The organism is Streptomyces sp. NPDC051907 (assembly GCF_040681075.1).
GTDB lineage: Bacteria > Actinomycetota > Actinomycetes > Streptomycetales > Streptomycetaceae > Streptomyces.
This window is the reverse complement of the sequence record NZ_JBFAYB010000005.1, coordinates 23,507-41,743: the sequence shown is the minus strand read 5'-3', so window position 1 is coordinate 41,743 and position 18,237 is coordinate 23,507. Positions and strand designations below refer to the sequence as shown.

At 72.5% G+C, this 18,237-nt stretch carries 14 protein-coding genes; 9 read left to right on the top strand and 5 right to left on the bottom strand.

Annotation, left to right across the window (positions count from 1 at the left end; translation table 11 throughout):
- Positions 1-19: 19 nt before the first annotated feature.
- From AB0M39_RS05020 to AB0M39_RS05010, 3 genes are all read left to right on the top strand, one after another.
- On the top strand, positions 20-1,771 hold the full coding sequence (locus tag AB0M39_RS05020; protein ID WP_365360276.1) for a serine/threonine-protein kinase: 1,752 nt from the start codon (positions 20-22) through the stop codon (positions 1,769-1,771).
- 255 nt (positions 1,772-2,026) lie between these two features.
- Positions 2,027-3,643, top strand: coding sequence for a succinic semialdehyde dehydrogenase (locus tag AB0M39_RS05015; protein ID WP_365360274.1), 1,617 nt, complete (start codon positions 2,027-2,029; stop codon positions 3,641-3,643).
- Between the two features lie 83 nt (positions 3,644-3,726).
- Positions 3,727-5,562: a GMC family oxidoreductase gene (locus tag AB0M39_RS05010; protein ID WP_365360272.1), complete on the top strand. Its 1,836-nt coding sequence runs from the start codon at positions 3,727-3,729 to the stop codon at positions 5,560-5,562.
- Between the two features lie 98 nt (positions 5,563-5,660).
- Here the strand turns inward: AB0M39_RS05010 and AB0M39_RS05005 are convergent, their stop codons facing one another.
- Together AB0M39_RS05005 and AB0M39_RS05000 are read right to left on the bottom strand one after the other, a co-directional pair.
- Entirely contained in the window at positions 5,661-6,683 is a 1,023-nt protein-coding gene (locus AB0M39_RS05005; protein ID WP_365360270.1) for an LAETG motif-containing sortase-dependent surface protein, read from the bottom strand.
- Between the two features lie 607 nt (positions 6,684-7,290).
- Positions 7,291-7,599, bottom strand: coding sequence for a chorismate mutase (locus tag AB0M39_RS05000; protein WP_365360268.1), 309 nt, complete (start codon positions 7,597-7,599; stop codon positions 7,291-7,293).
- A gap of 312 nt (positions 7,600-7,911) precedes the next feature.
- On the opposite strand from AB0M39_RS05000, the gene guaA reads away from it, so the two are divergent.
- Positions 7,912-9,510, top strand: coding sequence for a glutamine-hydrolyzing GMP synthase (gene guaA, locus AB0M39_RS04995; RefSeq protein ID WP_365360266.1), 1,599 nt, complete (start codon positions 7,912-7,914; stop codon positions 9,508-9,510).
- A 126-nt stretch (positions 9,511-9,636) separates the two neighbouring features.
- Here the strand turns inward: guaA and AB0M39_RS04990 are convergent, their stop codons facing one another.
- Positions 9,637-10,077 carry a cupin domain-containing protein gene (locus AB0M39_RS04990; protein WP_365360264.1) on the bottom strand — a complete coding sequence of 147 codons (441 nt, stop codon included), beginning with the start codon at positions 10,075-10,077 and terminating at the stop codon, positions 9,637-9,639.
- Between the two features lie 67 nt (positions 10,078-10,144).
- Between AB0M39_RS04990 and AB0M39_RS04985 the strand changes: the two genes are divergently transcribed.
- The 3 genes from AB0M39_RS04985 (at position 10,145) to AB0M39_RS04975 (ending at position 13,026) form a co-directional block, all read left to right on the top strand.
- Positions 10,145-10,933, top strand: coding sequence for a class II aldolase/adducin family protein (locus AB0M39_RS04985; protein WP_365360262.1), 789 nt, complete (start codon positions 10,145-10,147; stop codon positions 10,931-10,933).
- A 175-nt stretch (positions 10,934-11,108) separates the two neighbouring features.
- A complete protein-coding gene (locus AB0M39_RS04980) occupies positions 11,109-12,350 on the top strand; it encodes a hypothetical protein (RefSeq protein WP_365360260.1) in 1,242 nt (413 codons plus the stop codon).
- Between the two features lie 148 nt (positions 12,351-12,498).
- The gene (locus AB0M39_RS04975; RefSeq protein ID WP_365360258.1) at positions 12,499-13,026 is read left to right on the top strand and encodes a DoxX family protein; all 528 of its coding nucleotides are present in this window, start codon (positions 12,499-12,501) and stop codon (positions 13,024-13,026) included.
- A gap of 381 nt (positions 13,027-13,407) precedes the next feature.
- Here the strand turns inward: AB0M39_RS04975 and AB0M39_RS04970 are convergent, their stop codons facing one another.
- A complete protein-coding gene (locus tag AB0M39_RS04970) occupies positions 13,408-14,724 on the bottom strand; it encodes a PspC domain-containing protein (RefSeq protein ID WP_365360256.1) in 1,317 nt (438 codons plus the stop codon).
- Between the two features lie 276 nt (positions 14,725-15,000).
- Between AB0M39_RS04970 and AB0M39_RS04965 the strand changes: the two genes are divergently transcribed.
- Both AB0M39_RS04965 and AB0M39_RS04960 read left to right on the top strand, forming a co-directional pair.
- The gene (locus tag AB0M39_RS04965) at positions 15,001-16,290 is read left to right on the top strand and encodes a PspC domain-containing protein (protein WP_365360254.1); all 1,290 of its coding nucleotides are present in this window, start codon (positions 15,001-15,003) and stop codon (positions 16,288-16,290) included.
- Positions 16,287-17,000 carry a response regulator transcription factor gene (locus AB0M39_RS04960; protein WP_365360252.1) on the top strand — a complete coding sequence of 238 codons (714 nt, stop codon included), beginning with the start codon at positions 16,287-16,289 and terminating at the stop codon, positions 16,998-17,000. Before AB0M39_RS04965 ends, AB0M39_RS04960 begins: the two co-directional genes overlap by 4 nt.
- Before the next feature lie 139 nt (positions 17,001-17,139).
- Here AB0M39_RS04960 and AB0M39_RS04955 read toward each other — a convergent pair whose 3' ends face one another.
- The gene (locus AB0M39_RS04955; protein WP_365360250.1) at positions 17,140-18,210 is read right to left on the bottom strand and encodes an NlpC/P60 family protein; all 1,071 of its coding nucleotides are present in this window, start codon (positions 18,208-18,210) and stop codon (positions 17,140-17,142) included.
- Between the last annotated feature and the right edge of the window lie 27 nt (positions 18,211-18,237).

Here is an 18,237-nt window from a genome sequence, read left to right as displayed (position 1 = left end):
GATTGGTCAGGATGTGAACATGACCAATGAGGGGGGAAGGGTGAACGAGCCCACCAGTTACGGACTTCGGCCGCCGCATGCCGGAGCGGCTTCCGATCCTTCCGCTTCCGCTCCTCCCGCTCCTTCCGCTTCCTCTGCCTCCTCTGCCTCCTCTGCTTACGCGCCGGCGCCGCCGCAGAGCGCCGGGTACCAGCCGACGCAGGCGAGCGCGCTGCCGGGTTCCGCTTCGACTTCCCCCGCTTCTGCCCCAGATCCCTCCGTCGGGCGGCTGATCGGCGGACGCTACCGCCTGATGGACCGCCTGGGGCACGGCGGGATGGGCACGGTCTGGCGGGCCCGCGACGAGGTCGTGGACCGGGACGTCGCCGTCAAGGAGCCTCGGGTCCCCGAGCACTTGAGCGACCGCGACCGCGAGCGGGTCTATCTGCGCATGCAGCGCGAGGCGCGCGCCGCCGCCCGGATCGAGCACCCCTCCGTCGTCACCATGCACGACGTGGTGGTCGAGGACGCCAAGCCGTGGATCGTGATGGAGCTCGTCCAGGGCCAGTCGCTCGCCGGCCGGCTCCAGGACGGCACGCTCGACGTCCGCGAGGCGGCCAGGATCGGCCTCGCCGTGCTGGGCGCGCTCACGGCCGCGCACGAGGCCGGCGTGCTGCACCGCGACGTCAAGCCCGACAACGTCCTGCTGGGACGCGGCGAGCGGGTCGTGCTCACCGACTTCGGCATCGCGCAGGTGGAGGGCGAGCAGGGGCTGACCGAGACCGGGGGCTTCGTCGGGTCGCCGGAGTTCATCGCCCCGGAGCGGGTGCTGGGGCAGGCCCCCGGGCCCGAGTCGGATCTGTGGTCGCTCGGCGTGGTGCTGTACGCGGCGGTGGAGGGCATGTCCCCGTACCGCCGGTCCAACGTCCCCGCGACCCTTCAGGCCGTGCTCTCCGCCGAGCCGCAGATGCCCGCGCGCGGGCTGGGGGCCTTCGGCACGCTGGTGATGCGCCTGCTGCGCAAGGACCCGGCGATGCGGCCGGACGCCACCGAGGTCCGGCAGACGCTGGAGTCGGTCGCCCGGCCGCCGCAGCCCACGGCCGAGGCGACGCGGGCCCTCGCCGGCGGCGCGGCAGCGGCCGGAGCGCCCGCGACGGGCGGCAGCCGATGGGTGCCGCCGATCCTCCAGGGCAACCGCGCCGCGCAGTTCGGGCTCGGCGCCGGCCTGCTCGCGGCGGCCGTCGGCACCGTCCTCGTCTTCGCCAATCCGTTCAAGACCGAGGGGATGCCGGAGGGCTGGGAGGTCCGTCCCGACCGCGAGGTCGTCTCGGCGAGCATCGCGGTGCCCGCGGAGTACGAGCGGGTCGAGGGCGACACCGGCAACAGCGTCACCTACTCCGACCCCAGCGGCGTCTTCCAGGTCTACCTGGAGCGGATCGACACCGAGGCCGAGAAGGACGAGCTCAAGCCCGAGGCGGAGGTCTGGCGCCGGTACTACGAGAAGGGCGGCCGGAACGGGCTGGACGTCAAGGACGCGGACGTCACGAGCGAGTCCACGACGCAGCAGGGCAAGAAGGCCTTCGACACGCTCGTCGACCACGTCCCGTACAGCGACTCCAGCGACGATCCGGTCCGCTACCTCTGGCACGAGCGCGTCGTCGTCAAGGGCGAGGGCGCCGGCCAGGTCTACTGGCGGCTGCGGGTCAGCGGCCCCGCCGAGGGCTGGGCGGCCAAGGAGGGCGACGAGCTCTTCGACGAGGTGGTCGAGCACCTCAAGATCGAAGGACTGTGACGCCGCGGGGACGCCCCCGCACCCGGCGCGCGGGTGCGCGCCGGGGTCGGCGCAGGGGAGTCGGGGGCAGCCGCGGCAGGTCGTGAGGGCAGGAATTCTGTGAGGTCCGGTGAAGGCTCCACAGCCCCGTGAACCGTGGAAGCGCCCCTGATCAGGGCTTATGTGCCAGCAATCGCTGGCGCGATGGTGCAGGGTCGGTGAAAAGCTGTTACCGACGGGTACCCAAAGCCCCGGATGGCGCATACTCTCGCCCCCATGACGGACTCGCAGGCCCTCGCCGCCGCCCCCGGCGCCAACCCCACCGCCGCCGCCCCGGCCGGCGCGCGCACCGCCGCCGACGTGGTCACCCCCGAGGTGGTCGCCCAACTCGCCCGAGGCGTGGTCGGTTCCGGCCGCACCCTCAACCACACGCCCTTCACCGGCGAGAAGCTGGCGGACCTGCCCGAGTCCACCCCCGAGGACGTGGCCACCGCCTTCGCCCGCGCCCGCGCCGCGCAGCCCCTGTGGGCCGCCGCCTCGCCGCGCGCCCGCGGCGCCGTCCTGCTGCGCTTCCACGACCTCGTGCTCGAGCGCCAGGCCGAGGTCCTCGACCTGATCCAGCTGGAGACCGGCAAGGCCCGCCTCCACGCGCACGAAGAGGTCCAGGCGGTCGCCGTCGCCGCCCGCCACTACGGCCGCAGGGCGCCTTTCTACCTCAAGCCCAAGCGCCACACCGGCGTCGTCCCGGTCCTGACCAAGACCACCGAACTGCGCCAGCCGCGCGGGGTCGTCGGCCAGATCGCCCCCTGGAACTACCCCCTCGAGCTGTCGGTCGGCGACGCGCTGCCCGCCTTCGTCTCCGGCAACGCCGTGGTGATGAAGCCCGACACCGAGACCGCGCTCACCGCCCTGTGGGCGCGCGACCTGCTCATCGAGGCCGGGCTGCCCGCCGAGGTCTTCCAGGTCGTGCTCGGCGAGGGCCCGGTCGTCGGCCCCGAGGTCGTCAAGCACGCGGACTACGTCTCCTTCACCGGCTCGACCCGCACCGGACGCGAGGTCGCCCAGGGCGCGGCGGCCCGGCTCATCGGAGTCTCCCTCGAGCTCGGCGGCAAGAACGCCATGCTGGTGCTGCACGACGCCGACGTCGAGAAGGCGGCGGCCGGAGCGGTCCGCGCCTGCTTCTCCTCCGCCGGCCAGCTCTGCATCTCCATCGAGCGGCTGTACGTCCACGAGTCGATCGCCGACGACTTCATCGCCCGGTTCGCGGCGCGCACCAAGGCGATGCGCCTCGGCACGGCGCTGGCGTACGGAGCGGACATGGGCTCCCTGGTCGGCGAGCGCCAGCTGGAGACCGTCGCCCGCCATGTCGAGGAGGCCGTCGCCAAGGGCGCCACGATCGTCGCGGGCGGCGTCGCCCGCCCCGACATCGGCCCGTACTTCTACGAGCCCACGATCCTCGAAGGCGTCGAGTCGCCGATGGCCGTGTGCACGGAGGAGACCTTCGGCCCGGTCGTCTCCGTCTACCGCTTCACCGACGAGGACGAGGTCGTCGCGCAGGCCAACGCCACGTCGTTCGGCCTCAACTCCAGCGTCTGGACGAAGGACGGCAGGCGCGGCCACGCCGTCGCGGCGAAGCTGCGCACCGGCACGGTCAACATCAACGAGGGGTACGCGCCGGCGTACGGCAGCGTCCAGGCGCCCATGGGCGGCATGAAGGACTCCGGCCTCAGCCGGCGGCACGGCTCCGAGGGCATCCTGAAGTACACCGAGGCCCAGACGGTCGCCCAGCAGCGGCTGATGCCGCTGGGCCCGTCCTTCGGCATGGACGACGAGAAGTACGCGGCGTTCATGAGCCGGGCCCTGAAGGCGATGAAGGCCCTGCGCCTGCGCTAGCCCACTCGTCACCGCATCCAAGAAGCAGCCAAGAAGCACCCAGAAGCACCCAAGAAGCACAGAGGAAAGCACCGAGGAGAGCCATGCCCGAGGCACCCCCTGCCCAGAATCAGGACGAATCTCCCTACGACTACGACGTCATCGTCGTCGGCTCGGGCTTCGGCGGCTCGGTCTCCGCTCTCCGGCTGACCGAGAAGGGCTACCGCGTCGGCGTCCTGGAGGCGGGCCGCCGCTTCACCCGCGAGAGCCTGCCGAGGAACTCCTGGGACCTGCGCAACTACCTCTGGGCGCCGGCGCTCGGCCTCTTCGGCATCCAGCGCATCCATCTGCTCGGCAATGTGATGGTGCTGGCGGGCGCCGGGGTCGGCGGCGGCTCGCTGAACTACGCCAACACGCTGTACGTGCCGCCCACGCCGTTCTTCGAGGACCGCCAGTGGGCGTCCATCACCGACTGGAAGTCGGAGCTGACGCCGTACTACGAGCAGGCCAAGCGGATGCTGGGCGTACGGCTCAACCCGACGATGACCCCCTCGGACGTCCATCTGAAGGCGACCGCACAGGCCATGGGCGTCGGCGACAGCTTCCACATGGCGCCGGTCGGGGTGTTCTTCGGCGACGGCGAGGACGCCCACGGGACGGCGAAGGCCGCGCCCGGCCGCGAGGTCGCCGACCCCTACTTCGGGGGCGCTGGCCCCTCCCGGCGCGCCTGCACCGAGTGCGGCGAGTGCATGACGGGCTGCCGCCACGGCGCGAAGAACACCCTCAACGAGAACTACCTCTACCTCGCCGAGAAGGCGGGCGCGGTCGTCCACCCGATGACGTCGGTCGTCGCCGTCACCGAGGACGCGCGAGGCGGCTTCGCGGTCAAGACCCTCCCCAGCGACGCCAAGCGCAAGGGGCGGGGGCGCACGTTCACGGCGCCCAGGGTCGTCGTCGCCGCCGGCACCTACGGCACGCAGACCCTGCTGCACCGGATGAAGGACAGCGGACTGCTCCCGCGCATCTCCGGGCGGCTCGGCGATCTGACGCGCACGAACTCCGAGGCGATCGTCGGCGCGCAGACCGACAACCGCCGCTACCGCAAGCGCCACGGCCACAAGGCCGACTTCACGCGCGGCGTCGCGATCACGTCGTCCATCCACCCGGACGAGAGCACTCACATCGAGCCCGTCCGCTACGGCAAGGGCTCCAACGCCATGGGCGCGATGACGATCCTCCAGGTCCCCTACGGCGGCCGCCGGGTGCTGGGCTGGCTGGGCAACTGCGCGCGCCACCCCGTGCTCTCGCTGCGCTCGCTCTCCAACCGGCGCTGGTCGGAGCGGACCATCATCGGCCTGGTCATGCAGTCGCTGGACAACTCGCTGACGACGTACCGCAAGCCCAAGGGCCTGGGCAAGGGCCTGCTCACGGCCCGCCAGGGCCACGGCGTCCCCAACCCCGAGCAGATCGCCGAGGCCACCCGCGCCGCGTCCCTGCTCGCCGAGGAGATCAACGGCTTCGCGGGCTCGAACATCGGCGAGCTGATGGGCACCCCGCTGACGGCCCACTTCCTGGGCGGCTGCCCGATCGGCGCGTCGGCCCACGAGGGCGTGATCGACCCGTACCACCGGCTCTACGGCCACCCCGGCGTCTCGGTCGTGGACGGCGCGGCGGTCTCGGCGAACCTCGGGGTGAACCCGTCCCTGACGATCACGGCGCAGGCGGAGCGGGCGATGTCGTTCTGGCCCAACAAGGGCGAGGAGGACCTGCGTCCGGCGCAGGGAGCGGCGTACGAACGGCTGTCCCCGGTGGCCCCGAAGTCCCCGGTGGTCCCGGCGGACGCGTTCGGCGCGCTGAACCTGCCGTTCCTGGGCATGCCCGCGGTCCCGCCGAAGGAGCAGTCCAGCACCGCGGTCCCGCCGCAGTCCAGCACCGCCTGACGAGCCCGCTCGCAACCCCGAGCACGCCCCGAACACACAGCGAGGCCGCTGCACCCCCCTCCGAGTGCAGCGGCCTCGCTGGTCTTGCAGGTGGCTCGTTACGCGGTGGCGTCGCCGCGGCGGCGCTTCATCGCGAACATGACGCCGGCGCCGGCGACGACGGCGATGCCGCCGACGATGCCGATGACGGGAACCATGGAGTCCGAACCGGTCTCGGCGAGGTTGCCCTCGACCTTGATCTCCTTGTCGCCGGCCGGCTTGGTGGACGGCAGCGGCTTCTTGCCGCCCTCCTGCGGCTTGGCGTCCTCGACGTCACCGGGCTTCGTGCCGGAGGCGAGGATGTCGAACTCGTAGTACGACTCGTCGTCCGCGTAGACGCAGTTGCCCTCGTCGTCCGCGTAGATGCCGATGCTCATGGCGTAGCCGAAGCCGGCCGGAGCGGACTTGTCGACGCTCACGCGCAGGTCGACGGTGAACGTCTCCTTCGCCTTCACGTCGGTGTAGCCGAGGTAGCCGGCGCCCGCGTCGTCCTCGTCGAGGGAGATGTCGATCCACTTGCCGGACTCGGGGTCCTTGTACTGCAGGGTGAGGTGACCCGTGGTGTCCTCCCACGTGTCCTCGTCCACCTGCGCGGTGAAGACGCCGAGGTCCACGCGCTTGTAGGCGTTCTTGCCCTTGTTCGAGACGTTGAGCTCGAACTGGTGGAAGCCGCTGCCCGCGACGATCTTCGACGGCAGGCCGTCGAGGCTGGTCCGCAGGTTCTCGTCGAGGCTCGGCTCGCCCTCGAAGTCGCAGATGTCGTCGGGCGAGGTGGGCGCGGTCGCCGACGGGCTCGGCGTCTTCGTCGGCGTGCTCGGCGACGCGGACGTCGACGCGGTGGCCGAGGCGGCCGGCGAGGACGCCGAGGCGCTCGGCGCCGGGGCCGTCTCGGAGGCCGAGGCGGTGGCGGAGGTGCTCGCGCTGGGAGCCGCTGAGGTCGGGGCGGACTCGGAGGGCGCCGGAGCGGTGGCAGTCTCGCTCGGCGTGGGGGTCGTCGCGTAAGCCGCCGGGGCGACCAGGAGCGCGGCGGGGGCTATGACGGCGGTCGCGGCGGCGACAGCCATAGCGCGGCGAAGCTTCATGAAGACCTCAGTGAAGTCTGGGTGCCACGCGATGCGGCACACGTTTGGAGGGGCCTTCCGAGATGGGGGTACACGGGTGAGGCCGTTGTTACGCATGCATGACCTGTGACCAGTGAGAAGGGTTGTACGACCGCTCACAGAATCTTTATGTGGCCTGCGTCACTCACGCCTCGCGTAGGAAGCGGAGGCGGGCGGCTTCGAGCGGGGACGCAGTTCGCCCGGGCGGCTCTGGGCCAAGGGGGGGCGAGGGGGTGCGGAGCGGCGGGGGTACGGGCTGCCTCAAGAGCAGTCGACAAGAGCAGTCGACGGGTCGTCCGCCGGGGGGAGTCGAGCGCCTGCGCCGGTCGTCCGACGGACGGTCCGGATGCGGTCGGCCCCGGGCGTCCCCGGAGCCGGCCGCTCTTCGGGTGACCGGGCTGCTGTCCCCTGCCGACCGGTCACGCGCGCTGGGGCGAGGTCCCACGACGTACCTGCGCACGTCACACGCCCCAGCGGAGCCCACGCGTGGTTTTCCTTCCTGGCCCGCCCCTGGCTGGCGCGGACACCGGTACCAACGAAGCCTCGTCGCGTGCGGTCACGCGCCGTACGGGTGAGGATGCGCCCGAACTCAGATACGTCCCCGGCACAGCTCCAGCAGCGTCATCGCCAGCGAGGTGCCCGGCTTGCCGAGAGCCTCGCTGTAGTGGCCGAGCACCTCCATCTCGCGCGACAGGCTCACCCGGCGGCCGCCCGAGGTGATGCGGGCTTCCTGGATCACCGTGGAGACGGCCATCCGTTCCTGGATCAGGCCGATGATCCGGTCGTCGAGCGCGTCGATGCGCTCGCGTGCGCCGGTGATCACGCCCGCGGCCTCGTCGGTGCGCGCACCGGTCTTCTCGCCGGCGGCGGCAGCAGCGGCAGTAGCGGTAGCGGTCATGGTGTGGGGCTCCTTTGCTGGGAGGAGGCCCCGGAGCGGCACGGCCCGGAGATGACAGAACGCCCCGGGCCTTGTCGGCCCGGGGCGCCTGGGAAGTCGCTTGTCAGCAGCTCAAGCAGCACGACCATGGCAGCCGGACGGGCCGGTGCCATAGGTAAAGACGAAGGTCAGCTGCTTGTGCATGCGGCCAGTATGGACCAGCCGACTCGGAGCGCGGCAATCCGGGTTCGGATGGTGAGACGAAAAGTCACCCTGGCGCGCCGGTAGAATCGACAAAACCGACCCCTCCCATCCCGCCGGAAGGCCGCCGAAGTGTCATCAGCGTCCCCCGCTGCCGCGCCCGAGACTTCCAACCCGGACGTAGTCCTCGTTGTCGACTTCGGCGCGCAGTACGCCCAGCTCATCGCCCGCCGCGTGCGTGAAGCGCGGGTCTACAGCGAGATCGTCCCGTCCACCATGCCGGTGGCCGAGATGCTGGCCAAGAAGCCCGCGGCGATCATCCTCTCCGGCGGCCCCTCCTCCGTGTACGCGGAGGGCGCGCCGCGCCTCGACCGCCAGATCTTCGAGGCCGGCGTCCCCGTCTTCGGCATGTGCTACGGCTTCCAGCTGATGGCCACGACGCTCGGCGGAACCGTCGACAACACCGGCGCCCGCGAGTACGGCCGCACGCCGCTGCACGTCTCCAAGACCGGCTCCACCCTCTTCGAGGGCACCCCGGCCGAGCAGCCCGTGTGGATGTCGCACGGCGACGCCTGCTCCGCCGCGCCCGAGGGCTTCACCGTCACCGCGTCCACGGACGTCGTCCCGGTCGCGGCCTTCGAGAACGACGAGAAGAAGCTCTACGGCGTCCAGCACCACCCCGAGGTGATGCACTCCACCTACGGCCAGCAGGTCCTGGAGCACTTCCTCTACCGGGGCGCCGGCATCGAGCCGACCTGGACGACCGGCAATGTGATCGACGAGCAGGTCGCGGCGATCCGCGAGCAGGTCGGCACGAAGCGCGCCATCTGCGGCCTGTCCGGCGGCGTCGACTCTGCGGTGGCCGCCGCTCTTGTGCAGAAGGCCATCGGCTCGCAGCTGACCTGCGTGTACGTCGACCACGGTCTGATGCGCAAGGGCGAGACCGAGCAGGTCGAGAAGGACTTCGTCGCGGCGACCGGCGTCTCGCTGAAGGTCGTCGACGCGCAGGAGCGGTTCCTGGCCGCGCTCGCCGGGGTCTCCGACCCCGAGGAGAAGCGGAAGATCATCGGCCGCGAGTTCATCCGGGTCTTCGAGCAGGCGCAGGCCGAGATCATCGCCGAGGCCGAGCACGGCGAGGACGTCGCCTTCCTCGTCCAGGGCACCCTCTACCCCGACGTGGTCGAGTCCGGCGGCGGCACCGGCACCGCCAACATCAAGTCGCACCACAACGTCGGCGGGCTCCCCGAGGACCTCGAGTTCGAGCTCGTCGAGCCGCTGCGCCAGCTGTTCAAGGACGAGGTCCGGATGGTCGGCCAGGAGCTGGGCCTGCCGGAGGAGATCGTCCAGCGCCAGCCGTTCCCGGGCCCCGGCCTGGGCATCCGGATCGTCGGCGAGGTGACGAGGGACCGTCTGGACCTGCTCCGCGAGGCCGACGCCATCGCCCGCGAGGAGCTCACGGCAGCCGGTCTCGACCGGGACATCTGGCAGTGCCCGGTCGTGCTGCTCGCGGACGTCCGCAGCGTCGGCGTGCAGGGCGACGGCCGGACGTACGGCCACCCGATCGTGCTCCGTCCCGTCTCGTCCGAGGACGCGATGACGGCGGACTGGACGCGGATGCCGTACGACGTGCTGGCGAGGATCTCGACGCGGATCACCAACGAGGTGGCCGACGTCAACCGCGTGGTGCTGGACGTGACCAGCAAGCCGCCGGGCACCATCGAGTGGGAGTAGACCCCCCGTAGCCGTATCGCCGACGCCGTCGCTCGTCTTGCCGAGCGGCGGCGTCGGCGCGTGCAGGGGAGGCGTGTCGCGCGGGCGGTCCTCTATGGCTCTCGCTTCACGGCTTCATGGCTCTCGCTACGGCTTCTCCAGCTCGAAGTCGTCGAAGTGGAAGCCCGGCGCGACGACGCAGGTCACCAGCACCGGCTCGGCGCCCACGGGCTCGGCCGCCTGCCAGGCGCCCGCCGGGACCAGGAGCTGGGGGCGTTCGCCCGACTCGACGGACGGGCCGAGCGTCAGCGTGGTCTCCAGCGAGGGCGTCTCGCCCGTGCCGCCCAGATGCAGGCGGAGCGGGCCGCCGCGGTGCCAGAGCCAGAGCTCGTCGGAGCGCACGCGGTGCCAGCGCGAGCTCTCGCCGGGGTGCAGCAGGAAGTAGATGCCCGTCGCGTAGGTGCGCGGGCCGGGATAGTCCGGCGGCGTCGTGGATCCGGCCGTCTTCCAGGTCTCCCTGAACCAGCCGCCTTCCACATGCGGCTCCAGGCCGAGGAGAGAGACCAGCGGGGATGTCGTGTCGGTCATGAGCGCATTCTCGTGGAAGACGCCCCGATCTCTGGTCAGTTGAGGTACCCAGAGGTAGCTTCCAGCCATGACGGAGACGCCCGCCCCCATACCCGTGGAACAGCTGCGCTTCTCGATGCCTCCCGTGCACGACTCCCCGGCGGACGAGCGGGCCTACCGCAAGGAGCGGCTGGCCGGCGCGGTGCGGCTGTTCGGGCGGCTCGGGTACGAGGAAGGGGTGTCCGGGCATGTCAGCGTCCGGGACCCCGAGTTCGCCGACTGCTTCTGGGTCAACCCCTTCGGCGTGCCCTTCGCGCACGTCGCCGCGGGCGATCTGGTCCTGGTCAACGCCGCCGGCCAGGTCGTCGTCGGACGGCGCCACGTCAACCAGGCCGCCTTCGCCGTGCACGCCCAGGTCCACCTCGCCCGGCCCGACGTGGTCGCCGTCGCCCACACCCACTCCGTGCACGGACGCGCCCTGTCCGCGCTCGGCGAGCTGATCGAGCCGATCACCCAGGAGGCGTGCGCCTTCTACCAGGACCACGCGCTCTTCGACCGGTACACCGGAGTGGTCGTCGACGAGGCGGAAGGGCGCCGGATCGCCGAGGCACTCGGCCCGTACAAGGCCGTCATCCTGCGCAACCACGGGCTGCTGACCGTCGGGGACTCGGTCGACGCCGCGGCCTGGTGGTTCGTCTCGATGGAGCGCTGCGCCCAGGTGCAGCTCGCGGCGCGGGCGGCGGGCAAGCCCGTGCTGATCGAGCACCGGGACGCCGTCGACACCCGCGAGCAGCTCGGCAGCGATCTCGTCGCCTGGATCAACTACCAGCCGATGTGGCAGCAGATCAGCCGGGCCGAGCCCGACCTGCTCCAGTAGCGCTCCCGGCGGCCTGACGGTTCCCCCCGGTCAATTCCGCGACGGCGAATTCACCCCTGTCGGCCTGCTGTGCTCCGGCGCGTCGCCCGTTCGTACGGCACAATTCCCAGTCATCAAAAGGAATTTCATAGCGGAAGATCACTCGGTGCGGGGCGGGGAAGGGTGGCGTACGAACGTGGCCGTGCAAGAGGCGAGAGAGTGCGACGAATGCACGCACGGAGCGCGCGAGGGGCATCGGCGCGCGGTGGCCGCGTTCCTCGCCAAACGGGATGAGTTCGCCGCGGGCCAGGGCCTCCCCGTCGGCGTCGCCCACTCGCCGGGGGCGTCGCGCCAGTGGGTCTCCGACGAGCTGAGGCAGTCCGCCCGCTCCGTCGCCGACCGCAGCCGCGCGGTCGGCGACGCCTGGCTCCAGCTGGTCTGGCGCAGCTCGCTGATGGTGGTCTGGGCGAGCGTCCTGGCCCTCGCGCTCGGCCAGACGCTCACCGCCGTCGACAGCGGCTGGAGCACGGCACGCACCGCCGGGCTGCTCGCCGCCCTCCTGCTCGCGGCGGCGCTGACCGGCGCGGCCCGGCTGCACCGGGCGCGCGGCGGTCTGCTCGCCCCGCTGATCGGCGAGGACAACCGGCTCTCCACCTCCCGCGCCGTCGCCATCGCCTGGGTGCTCCTCGCCGCCTTCTCCGTGCTGGTCCTCGCCTTCCAGCTGGGCCTGGCCTCCTCCGCCGCCGAGCGGGACGCGCTCACCCGGGGTCTCGGCCTCGCCCGCGGCGCGAGCCTGCTCTGCGTCGTCGCGCTGGTCTGCGCCGTCGCCGTCGTCGTACGCCGCGTGGTCGCCGTGCGGGTGCTGACCCAGCGGCTGCCGAAGGTGCGGGCCGACCGGCCGAGGCTGGCCGATCTGCTCTGCGACGACAACGGCCGCGGCAGCTTCTCGGACGTGCAGTACGCCCTGGTCAGCGGCGTTGCCGTGGTGTTCGCCCTGATACGGCTGGCCCGTCGGCCCGAGCAGCTGCCGCAGCTTCCGTGGGGCCTGGCGCTGCTCGTCGTGGTGTCGGCGGCGACGTACTTCGCCGGGAAGTACGCGGAGGGCGGCCGGCCCGTCGTCCTGTCCGTCGTCCGGGCCCGGGAGGCGGGCGACCTGGACGCCCCCATCCGCACCGGCGACGACATCGAGATCCGCGGCGCGGGCTTCGTGCCGCCGGGCGCCGGCGACCCGGACCGGCTGGCCCGAATGGTCGTGCGCATCGGCCCGGTCCATGTCCACGTACCGCTGATCCCCGTCCCCGGCGGCTTCGCCAACCCGTCGGACACCGTCATCACCGTGCCGGTCCCGGTGGAGGTCGAGCCGGGTCAGGTGGACGTGCAGGTGGTGACCGCTTCGGGGGTGGAGTCCAACCGCTGCCTCATCGAGGTGACCGACTGACCGGCGCGCCGCCGGCGCCCCGGTCCGCGCCCGTCGGGGGCTGACGCTGGGCCTCCGCTTGTCACAGTGTGCGCCGCACACCTGGTGAGCGGGGCCACGCCGTCGTACGTATGGTCAGTTGACGGGTCAACCGAAGGCGGGACCAGCGATGGCACACACATACCGGCCGACGAACTACGGCGCCCTCGACGGCGGCGGCCCCGTCGGCGGCGGCTGGCGCGACCGGGCACAGCCCTACGCGCTGCTGCCGCTGCGGATCTTCCTGGGCGTGACCTTCGTCTACGCGGGCCTGGACAAGCTCACCGACAGCCAGTTCCTGGCGGCGAGCGGCCCCGACTCCATCGGCGACATGATGCGCGCGGTGCGCGACACCTCGGCCGTGCCCGGACTGGTCGACCTGGCGCTGAAGAACCCCGAGGGCTTCGGCTACGCCATCGCGTACGGCGAGCTGGCCGTCGGGGTCGGCACCCTGGTCGGGCTGCTCGCCCGGATCGCCGCGTTCGGCGGGGCGCTGATCTCGCTGAGCCTGTGGCTGACGGTGAGCTGGCAGACCGAGCCGTACTACTACGGCAACGACCTCGCCTACCTCATGGCCTGGCTGCCGCTGGTGGTCGGCGGGGCGGCGGTGCTCTCCCTCGACGCGATGATCGCGGCGCGGCGCCGACGAACGATGTAGTGCAGCCAGGTCACGGTCCCGGCCAGGAACAGACCGCCGAAGACCACCGGGAAGACCACCCACCAGGGCGTCTGCCAGGCGCCGGCCGCATCGCCCGCGAAGAGGAGGGCGGCGGTCAGCACCGCCGTGCCCGCGAGCAGCTTGCCGGGGCGGAAGCCGTGCCGGAGCCGAGGCCGCTCCTCAGGGCGGCGCGGGCGACCCGGGCCCGTCGGGCCTGTCGGGCCGAGCGGACCCCAGCCCTCCGGTCCCGCGCCGGGGCCCGATCCCGCAGGACCCGCCGATCCCAAGCCCGGGCCGCCCGATCCCGCCGGACCCCAGGCGTCAGGGCTCCAGCCCTCCTCTCGCCGTCCCTGCGAAGGCCGTTCGTCAGGACGTACGTCGTCAGGACGCGGCACGGGTCACCTCCACCTGTCCCAGGCCCACCTCGAGGCGGAGCTCCAGCGTTCCGGACGGTTTCGCGCCCTTGGGGGGCGCCAGGGTCGCCGCCCGCTCCCGGGCGGGAGCGACGTCGACGTCCTGCGACGTGTCGTCGGGCAGCCGGACGTCGCCCAGACCCGCCTCGGCCGTCAGCCGCACCGACGCGTCCTTCGGCACCACGACCTTGAGCTGCCCCGCCCCCACCTGCGCCATCGTCGTCACCGTCTCGCCCTCGGGCACGGCGACGGCGGACAGATCGAGGGTCGCGATGCCGGTGCCATGGTCGTAGAACGGCTGCACGGCCGACACGGACGCCGGCTTCCACGAGGTGCGCGACCAGTGGGTGCTGATGTCCTTGGGCAGCGCGGACGCGCCCGCCAGCAGCCCCGCCGTGATCACCGTCAGCAGCAGCGTGCCGAAGCCCGTACGGCCCAGGAACGAGCTGACCAGCAGCCCCAGTCCGAACACGCCCAGCGCGCAGACCAGGCCGATCTGCAGGCTGGTGCCCAGCGGCTGGGAGTCCCAGCTGATGCCCGTGCCCAGCCCGCCCGCGATCAGCGCCAGCAGGAAGACCGCGCCGCCGATGGCGCGCGGCCCGCGCACGGCGGCGGGGGCGGCGGGGGACGCATGCCGCCGACGCGGCGTCAGCCCGTCGAGCGAGGCGTCCGCCGGGCCCCACAGATACCCGGTGGGCACCGGGCCGGTCGTGCCGTCCTTGACGATCGGGTCCCGCCACCACGACGGGCTGTCGCGGACGGGCGGCGCCTTCGTCTCGGGCGGGGCCTCGGACACCGCCTGCGCCGTCACCGCGTCCAGATGCACGCCCTCGGCCGAGGTGACCCGGCGGCGCTGCGACCACACGGCCGCGCCGGCCACGGCGATCGAGAGCAGCGCGGCGAAGGCGAGGATCCCGCCGTTGCTCAGCATGGACAGGAAGAGGCCGCAGCCGATCAGGGCGAGCAGCACGGCGGTCAGCGACGCGCCGTCGACCCGGCCGGACAGCAGCCGGCGGGCCTCGTTCTCGTCCTCGTCGTCGGCGGGGATCGCCAGCCAGGCGAAGCCGTAGAAGATCAGGCCGATGCCGCCGGTCACCGAGAGCACGCCCAGGACGATCCGGAAGATCACCGGGTCCACGTCGCAGTACCGGCCGAGCCCGCCGCAGACCCCGGCCACCACCTTGTGGCGGGGGGCGCGGCGCAGCTGCGGCGGCTCGTGCTCCGCCGCCTCATGCCGCGCATCCGGCTGCTGCGCGCCGGCGGGCGCGCTGGTCGGCTCTGTCATACGTCCATGGTGACGGGCCGTGCGCCCCCGCGGCACCCAGGTCGACCCTGGACGGTCCCTGATATCGCCCCCTGGCTCTCAGGGTCGGTCCATCGCCCCCGGCTCTCGGGGGTGATCTATCGCCCCCAGCTCTCAGGGCCAGGGCCCATCGCCCCCGGCTCTCAGGATCGGTCCATCGCCCCCGCTTTCAGGTCGGACTGTCGCCCACCGCTTTCAGGGTCGGTTTAAGGGACGACCCTGATACCGCGCCCCGCCCGTGCGTGTGACGATCGGTGCATGCCAGTCGCCACGCCCCGACCCGCCGGTCCCTCACGCGCCTCAGCGCCGGAGGAGCAGCCGCTGCGCAAGCTGTACCGCAGCGCCGACGGCCGGATGCTCGGCGGAGTGGCCCGCGGCCTCGCCGGGCATCTGGGACTGCCCGTCATCTGGGTACGGCTGGTCTTCCTCGGCCTCCTCATGGCCAACGGCCTCGGCGTGGTGCTCTACGCCGTCTTCTGGATCGTCGTGCCGCTCGGCGTCGGCGGCAGGACCAGCGAGCCGCGCTCCGTCTTCGAGACCACGCCCGACGGCCGCCGCCGGCTGCGCAAGCCCGACCGCGGCCAGCTCGTCGCGGTGGCCGCGCTGCTCATCGGCGCCTCCGTCTTCGTCGGCAACGTCGACATGGGCAGCAACACCAACTACATCTGGCCGATCCTGCTGACCGGCGCAGGCGTGGTGCTGGTGTGGCGGCAGGCCGACAACGCCCGCCGCGCCCGCTGGACCGAGGTCGGCCGCCGCCGCAGGCTCCTCCAGCTGGGCCGGGCGCTGGCGGGCGTCGCGCTGGTCGGCATGGGCCTGACCGTCTTCATGGTGGTGCGCGGCTCGGCCGCCCAGCTCGGCAACGTGCTCACCGCGTCCGTCGCCGTCATCGCCGGAGTCGCCCTGCTCGCCGGGCCGTGGCTGGTGCGGATGACACAGGACCTCTCGGAGGAGCGGACGATGCGCATCCGCGCCCAGGAGCGCGCCGAGGTCGCCGCGCACGTCCACGACTCCGTCCTGCACACCCTGACCCTGATCCAGCGCAACGCCGACGACGCCGGCGAGGTCCGCCGCCTCGCCCGCGCCCAGGAGCGCGAGCTGCGCAACTGGCTCTACAAGCCCGAGGGCAACGGCAAGGACGAGGACGAGGAGCCCGACACGCTCGCCGAGGCGGTGAAGAAGGCCGCGGCCGAGGTCGAGGACAAGCACGGCGTCCCGCTGGAGGTCGTGGTCGTCGGCGACTGCCCGCTCGACGAGAAACTGACCGCGCAGATGCAGGCCGCGCGCGAGGCGATGGTCAACGCGGCGAAGTACGGTGGCGAGGGCGGGGCGGTGCAGGTCTACGCGGAGGTCGAGGGCCGCACGGTGTTCGTCTCCGTACGGGACCGGGGGCCGGGCTTCGACCCGGACGCGGTGCCCGAGGACCGCATGGGCGTTAGAGAATCGATCATCGGCCGGATGCAGCGCAACGGCGGCACGGCGCGACTGCGCTCCGTACCGGGCGGGGGCACGGAAGTGGAGCTCGAGATGGAGAGGGCGGACGGATGACCGAGGCTGCTGGAGAGAGCACGGCCGGCGAGGGCGCGGGCGGCGTGGAGCGGCGGGTGCGGGTCGTGCTCGTCGACGACCACCGGATGTTCCGCACGGGAGTGCAGGCCGAGATCGGGCAGACCGACCGCACGGGCGTCGAGGTGGTCGGCGAGGCCGCCGACGTCGACCAGGCGGTCACCGTGATCACGGCGACCCGTCCCGAGGTCGTGCTGCTGGACGTCCATCTGCCGGGCGGCGGCGGGGTGGAGGTGCTGCGCCGCTGCGCCCCGATGATGGCGGCGGCCGAGAACCCGGTGCGGTTCCTGGCGCTGTCCGTCTCGGACGCGGCCGAGGACGTGATCGGCGTCATCCGCGGCGGCGCGCGCGGCTACGTCACCAAGACGATCACGGGCACGGACCTGGTCGACTCGATCTTCCGGGTGCAGGACGGCGACGCGGTGTTCTCGCCGCGGCTCGCGGGCTTCGTGCTGGACGCCTTCGCCTCGACGGACGCGCCGCCGGTGGACGAGGACCTGGACCGGCTCACCCAGCGCGAGCGCGAGGTGCTGCGGCTGATCGCGCGCGGCTATGCGTACAAGGAGATCGCGAAGCAGCTCTTCATCTCGGTCAAGACGGTCGAGTCGCACGTCTCGGCGGTGCTGCGCAAGCTCCAGCTCTCCAACCGGCACGAGCTGACCCGTTGGGCCACGGCGCGCCGGCTGGTCTGACGCATACGGCCCGACCCGACCCGGCCCGGACGTCGCGTCGTCGCGGCTGCCGGGCCGGGTCTCGTCTGCGGGCGGGTCGTCTTCGGGCGGGCGGGCCGTCTTCGGGTCGCCTGCGGGTGGGCGGCTCGCGTGAGGCGGCTCAAGCCGGCCGGGTCGCTCCGGCGAAGGGCATCTCGTCGAGCGGGGCGACGCGGACAGGGGACCCGGGCCGCGGCGCGTGGATCATCTTGCCGCCGCCGATGTAGAGCCCGACGTGCGAGATCCCGGAGTAGAAGAACACCAGGTCCCCCGGGGCGAGCTGGGAGCGCGACACCCGCTGGCCCGCGTTGATCTGGGTGTACGTGGTGCGCGGCAGCGAGACCCCGGCGGAGCGCCAGGCGGCCTGGGTCAGACCGGAGCAGTCGTACGAGTTGGGTCCGGTCGCCCCCCATACGTACGGCTTCCCGATCGCTCCATAGGCGTACGCGATGGCCTGCTCGGCGCGGGCGTTGGGCGCTTTGAGAGCGCCGCGGGGGGCGCTGGAGCGGTCGGCGCGCACGTCGTCCGCCGGTGCGGCCGCGCCGCTGGACCCCTCGTACGCCGTGCGCTGCTCGGCGGTCAGCCGGTCCAAGTGGCGCTCCGCCGCCGCGAGCTTGTCCTGCACGGTCGACTTGTGCGCGGCCAGCTCGCTCTGCCGGGCCTTGAGCGCGGCCGTCCGCCGTCCCGCCTCCGCCTTCAGCCGGGCGATCTCCACCAGCTGCTGCTCCACCCCCGAGATGGCGTCCGCCTGACGCGCGCCCACCCGCTCGGCGAGCGCGGCCCGCTCCAGGTAGTCGTCGGGGTCCGAGGTGAGCGCGAGCTGGAGCCCGGGGTCCATGCCTGCGGCGCGGTACTGGGCGGTGGCGATCGAGCCGAGCGCCATGCGCGAGTTGTTGAGCCGCTCGGTCCTGCGCACGGCCTCGTCCCGCAGCGAGTCCAGCGCGGTGCGCGCCTCGGCGGCCTGCTCCTTGGCCCCGTTGTACTTCTCCGCGGCGGCCTCCGCCTCCTGGTACAGCTTGTCGACCTTGGCCTTGACCTGAGCGGGGGTGAGGGCGGGCTCGGCGTACCCGGTGCCCTCGAAGGCGGTGGCGGTCGCCGCGCCGGCGAGCGCGAGGGTGGCGGCGGTCCGGGCGGCGGGCCCGGTGAGCGGATACTGCTTGGGTTTCCGGTGCACTGCCACGAGGGCGTCCACGTCCTTCCGATCCCTGCGGGTCCGGGT